Origin of the sequence: Fusobacterium sp. (assembly GCF_030528405.1) — a bacterium.
In the GTDB taxonomy this organism is placed as follows: domain Bacteria; phylum Fusobacteriota; class Fusobacteriia; order Fusobacteriales; family Fusobacteriaceae; genus Fusobacterium.
On the sequence record NZ_JAUMYY010000054.1, the window covers coordinates 1 to 7,855 of the forward strand.

Consider the following 7,855-nt stretch of genomic DNA (forward strand, 5'->3'; position numbering starts at 1 on the left):
AGTGGACATTTGTTATCTTACCACCTTTATTATTTTTTGTCAACTTATTTTTTTATTTTTTTAAAATTTTGTAAATTGCAATAGTGAGTGTCACACTAAGAAAAATATTTTGTGTGCTCTTCAGAATATATTTCTAAAGAACTTTTCCCATTGAATAATTTTCTTGGATATGAGTTCATCCACTTTTCTATTTTTCTTATTTCTTCTTCATTTATAGAACCTATATCTATTCCTTTGTTTATATAGCGCCTAATTAATTTATTATTATTTTCATTAATTCCTCTTTTACCTATAACTGTATCCATCTCAAAATTACCTATTTCTTCTCTATCATTAATTATCTGAGCTCTTTGGTCTATAGATTTTCCACCTTGTTTTCTTATTCTTTTTTCTTCTATCTTTTTTGTAACATATATCTTTATCAGTATATTTTATAAATAATTCTTTATGAATATAGTTATACAGTGTTTTTAATAATATATTTATTTAAGCTTTGCTTTCTTAGGTTTTCTAAGGCAGTATAAGAGGAATTTTTGTTACTTCATAGGTTACTACCGTTTTGAACCTCTCACATAACAAGTGCTTTCTCTTTACAATAAAAAAGCCAGCTTTGCTGGCTAATTTTTCTTTCACAGTAACTTAAGACTATTAAATTATTTAAAAAAATCATTGTTATTTAAAAGCATATTAAATTTCAGAATATTTGTTTACAAATATTCACTAATATTTCTATTAAAAGTCTAACTCTTAATAAAGATTTAAAACATTAAACAGAAATTTAAAAATTTAATTTTTAAATAAAACTCTATTTATTTTATTTGTTAGCTCCTATGAAAAATTAGAAAATACTCCAAATAAAACGAATACTGAGCCAAGTGCAAATAAAAATAATTGAAATTTAATCTGATATTTCGCCCATGTAGCCCATTCAACCTTTGCTACACCTAATATTGCCATAAGTATTCCAGAAGTAGGAACTATCATATTTGTAAATCCATCTCCTAATTGAAAAGCCAAAACCGCCACCTGTCTTGTTACACCTACTAAATCTGCAAGAGGAGCCATTATAGGCATAGTCAATGCAGCCTGTCCAGAACCTGATACAACAAAGAAATTAAAAACAGATTGGAATAAATACATCACCCATGCAGAGAAAGCTGCAGGCATGCTACCTAAAATATTTGCAACCGAATTTAATATTGTATTTAAAACTGTCGGAGTATCCGCACTTGTACCTCCCAAAATTAATACTATTCCTTTTGCCATTCCTACAACTAAAGCAGCTCCTACTAAATCTTCAGCTCCTTTTCTAAAAGATGTTGCTATATCATTTATAGTCATGTCATTTAATTTAAAAACAACCCCTACAATTCCTGAAAGAACTCCCATAATAACAAATTGTGTTGCAATTTCTGGAAGATAATAGCCCTCTTTTACAACTCCATAAACAACCCATGCCATTCCCAAAATCATTATTAATATGACCAATTTATGACCTAAATTAAATTTCGCTTCTTTACTTTCAGCTGCTTTAAAATCATCTCTAAAATAAGCATCTGTCTTATAAGCTATAGATGATTCTGGATTTTTCTTTACCTTTTTAGCATACATTATAGTATAAATAACTCCAAAAGCAGTAAAAAATGCCCACATAAATATTCTATAGCCTGCTCCTGAAAGAACTGGTATTCCTGAAACACCTTGTGCAACTGCAACACTGAACGGATTCATCCAAGAAGTTGCAAAACCAATTTGTGTAGGTATATATGTTAAAAGTATTCCAGTTATCGAATCATAACCCATACCTACAACAATAGGAATAATAAGCATTGCAAACGGAATAGCTTCTTCTCCCATTCCAAAAACAGCTCCTCCTAAAGAAAATAAAACAAATAAAACTGGTATCATTATGAGATCTGAGTTCTTACTCTTATTTATCATACTATAAATACCCGTTTCTACAGCTCCTGTTTTTAGTATAATTCCAAAAGCTCCACCAACTATCAATATAAAAGCAACTATACCTACAGCTGTTCCCCATTTATCTCCGCTTGTAACTCCTTCAAATATATAATTTGAAAAACCAACCTCTCCTCCTGGTTCAAAAAATTTTATACCCTTAACCAATTCTTTTCCATTTTCATCTATTTCATATTGAAAACTTCCTGGTATAGGAACATTTCTTGTCTTCTCTGCCCCAGTTTCTGTTATGTAAGTTACCTTGTGCATTTCAAATTTTCCTACAGGAACAACATAAGTTAAAATAGACGCAAGAACTACTACGAAAAATATAATTATGTATGTATCTGGCATTCTGAATTTTTTCATTTAAAACTCCCCCTTATAATAATTTTTGTTTTTTATTCTATCATATTTTAAGATTTTTTTATACATTTTTATGAAAATGGAATTTTTTATTTTTAAATCCAAAAAAATGTTGAAAGAATATAGTATGTTATAATCTTTCAACATCAATTTTTTAATAAATTACATTTCTGCTACTTCTTCCAATTCTGCATACTTTTCTTTTATAATTTCTGTTATATGTTTTCTTAAATCTGAACTTATAGGATGTACTATATCCTTATATTCATTATTAAACATTTTTCTGGAAGGCATAGCAACAAATAAACCATTTTCACCTTCCATTAACTTTAAGCCATGAATTACCAAACATCCATCAAGTGTAATATCAGCATAAGCCTTCAATTTACCAAATTTTTCCTCAGTAATTTTTTTAATCCTTACATCTGTTACAACCATTTCTCATCACCCTCTTATTTAGTTTTGTATATTACATATAAAAATTTTTATATTATCTAAAAAAGTTTTAAGTCTAGTCTCTGTAAGTTCAATTTCATTTTTAGTAACAAAAGTAAAAAGTACACTCCCACTTCCCGTCATAAAAAATTTTTTATTTGGTAAAATAACTTTTAAAGAATCTTTTAAAAGCTTTAAATTATGTTCCTTTTTCATGGCTTGTTCAAGAGAGTTTTCTATATTTTTTTCTATTAAATATATATCATTTCTAATCAGACCTTTTTCTATTTCTTCTAAATTTGAATACTTTACACTCTCTAATTTATCAAATTCATCATATGCTAATTTAGTAGATATTCCAAAATTTGGTTTTATCAAAACTATAGAACTTTTAAATTTGTTTTCTATTTCTTTTAAAAACTCTCCTCTTCCCATAACTCGTGAAGTTCTATTTGAGATGAAAAAAGGAACATCACTACCTATTTTAAAAGCAATTTTTATCAAATCTTCAATATTAAAATAATTATTATAATATTCATTTAATTTTTTTAAAAAAACTGCTGCATTTGAGCTTCCTCCTCCAAGACCTGCCTCAGTAGGGATATTTTTTTTTAAAAATATATTAATTTCTATTTCATCTTTTTTTATACTTTCAAAAAATTTTTTGTAGACTTTATATAAAATATTTTTATTATCAACGGGAATATTTTTATCAGAACAAACTATCTTTAAAGAGCCTTTTCTATTAAAAAGTTCTATTTCTAATTCATCATTTAAATCAATTGGCAACATTATGGTATCTAAACTATGATAACCATCTTCCTCTTTCTTATAAACATTTAAACCTAAGTTTATTTTAGCATTTGCTAGTAATTTGCATCTATTCAAAAAAATCCTCATCCTTGTCTAAATCTATATTAATATCTATACCTTTAGAATCTAAAAGTTTTACAAGTTCACTTGTTTTATCTTTGTTAACATTTCCGCTAGGTACTTGTAAAATTTCAAATTTAAAATATTTATTATAGTATTCTAATTCTAAAATTTGAGAAGTTTTTACTTCAGATGATGCCTTTACTACTTTTCCATCTAACTTTACCTTTCCTCCATCTACAATAATTTTAGCAATTGTTCTTCTTTTAATGATTCTACTAACTTTTAAAAATTTATCTAATCTCATTTCATACCTCTTATTTTATTTATATATTATTTTTATAAAAATGTCAATGAAAAATTAAACAATTTGTTGCTTTTTTATTAGTATGTTACTATTTTTTTTCAATATTATTCTCATATATTTTAGCTATTCTTTTTACTAATGATAATTTTATACTTAGTTTTAAAGAAAAAATGACGTTTTTAATTTTATTATTTTAATAAATTAAATAAATTTTCGTATTTTTTTTCCTCATAGAGAGAAAAAAAATCATAAATATTTCCAAAATAAATAATCCTTTTTTCTAACTTTAAATAAGTTATTTCCTTTCTGCTTATTAAATTTATAATCCTATCAATATTTACTTTTTCTTCCAAAAAACTTATGTATAATTTTTCATCTTTTTCAAAAAGTTCTTTTATTCCTAAACTTTTACATTTATTTTTTATTTCAAGAAAATTAAAAAATCCTTCTGCTTCTCTAGGCATTTTACCAAATCTATCAATAAGTTCTAAATATAAAGATTTTAAGTCTTCTAACTTATCTATAGCTAAAGCTCTTTTATATATTATTATTTTTTCATCTTTATCTATATAAAAATCAGGTATAAATTTAGGAAAATTTAATTTTATATCTATTTCTTCTATTTCAGATTTTACCTTTTCTATTCCTTTAATCTTGTCAATTTCTTCTTTTAGCATTTTCATATATAAATTATAGCCAAAAGTTTCCACTGCACCATGTTGTTTTTCTCCTAAAATTTCTCCTACTCCTCTAATTTTAATATCTTCCATTGATAATTGAAGTCCAGTAGCTATATCAAATTTTTTTATACTCTCTTCTCTTTTTTCAGCTTTTTTACTTTTATTTTCATTTATAAGCATGTAACAATAACTTTGCCTACTACTTCTTCCTATTCTTCCTCTTAATTGATAAACTTGTGATAAACCAAGTTTTTCTACTCCATCAATTATCATAGTATTTGCATTTTCAATATCAATACCATTTTCTATTATTATTGTTGATATAAGTACATCTATATTACCATTTTCAAAATTAAGTAAATTCTTTTTTATATCTCTAGCTGACATCTGTCCATGTATATATCTTACATTCACATAAAATGGTAAAATTTTTTTTATTTCTTCTGTTTTCTCCTCTATTTTTTTTACTCTATTGTATATATAAAAAACTTGACCTTCTCTTGCTATTTCATTCATTATGACTTCTCTTATTTTATTTTTATCATTTTCTATATATTCAGTTTTTATTTTTTGCCTACCTTGAGGTGGAGTACTTATTAAAGATAGATCTCTTATTCCAAGAAGAGATAAATTAAGTGTTCTTGGAATAGGTGTTGCTGACAATGTAAGTATATTTATATCTCCCTTTATTTTTTTTAATTTTTCTTTTGCTTTCACTCCAAATTTTTGTTCTTCATCAATTATTAAAAGACCTAGATCATAAAAATTTATATCATCTGATAAGAGTCTATGAGTTCCTATAATTAAATCTGCTACTCCTTTTTTTATATTTTCCATAGTTTTTTGTTGCTCAGTTTTTGTCTGAACTCTGCTTAAAACTTCTATGTTAATTGGATAATTTAAAAATCTTTCTTTAAATCTTTCAAAATGTTGTTCAGCTAAAACAGTTGTAGGTACTAAAAATGCAACCTGTTTTTGATCCATTATAGCTTTAAAAGTTGCTCTCATCGCTACTTCTGTTTTTCCATAGCCTACATCTCCACAAATTAATCTATCCATTACTTTTCCAGATTCCATATCTCTCTTTACGTCTTCTATTACTTTTAATTGACTCGGAGTTTCAATATAAGGAAAAGCTTCTTCAAATTCTTCTTGCCAAATAGTATCTTTTGAATATGTAAAACCATTTCCTACAGATCTTTTTGCTTGAATTTCTATGATTTCTTTCGCAAAAATCATCATATCTTCTCTTAGTTTTTCTTTTTTTCTCTTAAAGCCTCTAGTTCCCAAATTATATATAGAAGGAATCTTTTCATCTATACTTATATATTTTTCTATTTTATTTATTCCTTCTATGGGAACAAATAATTTATCTTCATCAGCATATTTTATTTTTAAATAATCTTTTCCTTCTATGTTCTCAAGCCCTAAAAATATACCAACTCCATAATTTTCATGAATTATATATTCATTTTCTCTAATTTGATCAACAGAACTGTATTTAAAAGAAATTTTTTCATTTTTTTCTCTTTTTACTTTAACTCCTTTTATCTCTCTATCGGTCAAATAAATATTTTTTCCTTTTTTATAGCCCTCAAATAAAGGATATTTTTGAAAATTAACTTTATATCCTTTAAAAATTTCTCTATATCTTGCTTCTTCTTCAGAATATATAGTTATATTTTTATTCATAGACATATTTTTTATATTATCTATTCTTTCAAATTCTTTTAATTCTTTTTCTGAAAATTTTTGAATTTCTATTTCTATAGCATTATCAAAAAAATTTTTAGTAAATTCTCTAATTTCTTTTTCTTTATGTATATTATCAAAAATATTTTTTTCTATTTTATAAAATAAAAGTTCTTTATTCTCAAAATAATATTCAACTTTATTTTTGTAAACAGAAATAATATCCATAAAATTTTTATCTTTATTATTACTGTCTATATACATTTCTATACTATCTTTTTTTTCTATACTTATCTGTGAATTTATATCAAAATAGCTGATTCTATCTACTTCATCTCCAAATAATTCTATTCTTAAAGGATTTTCATCATTTTCATTAAAAATATCTAAGATATCCCCTCTAAGAGAATATTGTTTTCTATTTTCAACCATATACATTTTTTGAAAATTTGCTTTTTCTAACTTAGAAAGTAATTCTCTTAAATTTATATTTTTATTCATAGATAATTTTAAAATATTAGCTTCATAGAAATATTTATTTAAAAATAGTTCCATTGAAATTAAAATTATAAATTTTTCTCCAGATTTTAAAAGTTCCAATAAGTCATAATTATATTTTCTTAATTCCCCAGCTTCATTTTCTATTTTTATTTTTAATATTTTGCCATCATAAAAATCTTTTAACACATAAAAATAATCATCTATATTTCTATTAGATGAACAAACATAAACTACACTATTTTCTTTTTCTTTCAACCAAAAAGGAATTTCTCCTCTAAATTTTTTTTTCATAATTTACTCCCAATTAATTCTAATTTTAATTATAGCAATTATTCAAGTGTATTTCTATTATTTATTTTTATATTTATATGATAGAATAAATATAAAAATTCTTATTTTATATTTGCAATAATATATTTTTAGGAGGTTTTAATATGAAAAAATTGGTTTTAATTTTTCTAAGTATTATTTTTATTTCATGTAGTAATTTAAATGCTTATATTAACGGAGAAACCAAAGATACAATAATGATGAAAGGTGTTCTAGAATTAATGTCTGAACAAGAGAAAGAAAGTTTTTATTCTGGAAAAGAAGCTAATCTTATCCTTTATAGAGACCCTTTTAGAGGAATTTTTGCTCAAGTTATTAAAATTGCTACTGACTCTATTCCTCATAGAAAAAGAATAGAAGAAGCAGCTTCTTATATTTATAAATATCAAAATAAAATAATTGTTTCTGATAATACTAATATTATTCAAGAAGCTATTGAATACATAGGTACAACTGAAAAAGGAAAAGAGATTCTTCCAAATTGTAGATTTTTATTTTTAAATTATGTTAACAGAGAAAAAATAGAAAAACTATCTAAAGAATTTGGTTTTAAATATAGATATCCTAAAGCTGAAGATGTTAAATAATATAAGAATTTACTTAGTTTTTTCATTAATACTTATTGACAAAAACCTCATTTAACAAAGAGTCATTTTATATATAAAAAAAGCCGATTGGAGATTTTTAAAAAATCTATTCCAATCGGCTGATT

General features: G+C 24.6%; 7 protein-coding genes. 1 reads left to right on the plus strand and 6 read right to left on the minus strand.

Translation table 11 applies throughout. The annotated features are described in order from the left end of the window. Window positions 1-95 precede the first annotated feature (95 nt). The 6 genes from Q4A58_RS07505 to Q4A58_RS07530 form a co-directional block, all read right to left on the minus strand. Window positions 96-305, minus strand: coding sequence for a hypothetical protein (locus tag Q4A58_RS07505; RefSeq protein ID WP_303118007.1), 210 nt, complete (start codon window positions 303-305; stop codon window positions 96-98). A gap of 523 nt (window positions 306-828) precedes the next feature. Beyond that, window positions 829-2,328 (minus strand): putative basic amino acid antiporter YfcC, encoded by a 1,500-nt coding sequence (yfcC, locus tag Q4A58_RS07510; RefSeq protein WP_303118009.1) that lies wholly within the window; start codon window positions 2,326-2,328, stop codon window positions 829-831. A gap of 159 nt (window positions 2,329-2,487) precedes the next feature. Next, window positions 2,488-2,763 carry a septation regulator SpoVG gene (gene spoVG / locus Q4A58_RS07515; RefSeq protein ID WP_303118011.1) on the minus strand — a complete coding sequence of 92 codons (276 nt, stop codon included), beginning with the start codon at window positions 2,761-2,763 and terminating at the stop codon, window positions 2,488-2,490. 18 nt (window positions 2,764-2,781) lie between these two features. After that, window positions 2,782-3,660, minus strand: coding sequence for a 4-(cytidine 5'-diphospho)-2-C-methyl-D-erythritol kinase (gene ispE, locus Q4A58_RS07520; RefSeq protein WP_303118013.1), 879 nt, complete (start codon window positions 3,658-3,660; stop codon window positions 2,782-2,784). Then, window positions 3,641-3,940, minus strand: a complete 300-nt coding sequence (locus tag Q4A58_RS07525) for an RNA-binding S4 domain-containing protein (RefSeq protein WP_303118014.1) — start codon at window positions 3,938-3,940, stop codon at window positions 3,641-3,643. The genes ispE and Q4A58_RS07525 overlap by 20 nt, the downstream gene beginning before the upstream one ends. A 188-nt stretch (window positions 3,941-4,128) precedes the next feature. Then, window positions 4,129-7,104 carry a DEAD/DEAH box helicase gene (locus Q4A58_RS07530; RefSeq protein WP_303118015.1) on the minus strand — a complete coding sequence of 992 codons (2,976 nt, stop codon included), beginning with the start codon at window positions 7,102-7,104 and terminating at the stop codon, window positions 4,129-4,131. A gap of 143 nt (window positions 7,105-7,247) precedes the next feature. Here Q4A58_RS07530 and Q4A58_RS07535 point away from each other — a divergent pair, with 143 nt between their 5' ends. Then, window positions 7,248-7,730, plus strand: a complete 483-nt coding sequence (locus Q4A58_RS07535) for a hypothetical protein (RefSeq protein ID WP_303118017.1) — start codon at window positions 7,248-7,250, stop codon at window positions 7,728-7,730. Window positions 7,731-7,855 lie beyond the last annotated feature (125 nt).